The organism is Microtetraspora fusca (assembly GCF_001570365.1).
GTDB classification, from domain to species: Bacteria; Actinomycetota; Actinomycetes; order Streptosporangiales; family Streptosporangiaceae; genus Microtetraspora; species Microtetraspora fusca.
This window is the reverse complement of record NZ_BBYK01000021.1, coordinates 1-994: the sequence shown is the minus strand read 5'-3', so window position 1 is coordinate 994 and position 994 is coordinate 1. Positions and strand designations below refer to the sequence as shown.

Annotated in this window: 1 protein-coding gene; it reads right to left on the bottom strand. The window is 60.4% G+C overall.

The window, feature by feature from the left end; genetic code table 11:
- Nucleotides 1–726 precede the first annotated feature (726 nt).
- On the bottom strand, nucleotides 727–994 hold a 268-nt coding region (locus tag AWQ68_RS44085; protein ID WP_444543155.1), incomplete at its 5' end, for an SRPBCC family protein.

Below are 994 nucleotides of genomic sequence, written 5' to 3'. Positions count from 1 at the left end.
GTATCAGCCGTCCAAGATCGCGACGGGCTGCGGACGGTAGTCGGCGTAGTGCGAGTTCCAGGGTGTCCCGCGCCTCGGTGGGATCGCAGCAGGGACATTCATTTATGGGGAGGTACAGGATCCGGCCGTGACGTTGGAGGAAGCCCCTGTATTGATAAAACGCTTGAGCGACTGTATCCGTCCCCAGTCCTTGGGCCTCCAGGCGGGCGATCGCCGTAACGGTCCCGCTCGACAGGCCGGGAATCTGACGAGCTGACCGACCTCGTCGGGTTGCTGCCTGGTGGGCGCGGATGGCGCTCGGCGGCCTACGCGGCATCGCCCTTTCTGATCGTCATGGTTCGCATCGTGTCACACCTGGGCTCCATCAACCATCTGGCGGCGTGTCTTCGGGAGGCTCGGAATCGTTCCGGAGAGCGGCGAAATCTGCGAGCCGACCTGCGAAAACGCCCCCAAGATCATTCCGGATATGTTCCGGAAGTGGTGGCATCCAGCTGCGTTCGGCGGCCTGCGGGTGCATACGCGGCGCATGCCGCACCAAGGCAAAAGAGCAGGTCACACGGGATGTGGCCTGGTCTGGAGAGCGCGCCCTGAGGGATTCGAACCCCCGACGGCCGGATTAGAAGTGGATGATCTCTTTCCTGACTCCAACGCCCGTGACCTGCGGTGTTGCGATACGAGTCTCTCTATCGGCGGAGATCCTCTATCACCCAAGTAGCGGGGAGATCCTCAATCGGCCGCGAGATTGCCTTCGGCAACCTGCTTGATGTACTGATTCCGGACCCGGATCAAATTGGGCATGTAGTGACGGAGAGCCAGCATTTCAGCGATCCTCCCGAGAGGACCGAGAGGCGCGGCGAATTCAATGACGTCGCTCATTACCGTACCGTCGTGGCCGCAAGGTCGAAAATAGTGAGCGTGATACCAGCGTTTAAAAGGTCCTGACACCTGCTCATCGACGAAATATCCAGGGCGATCGTAAACGCTGATCATAGAC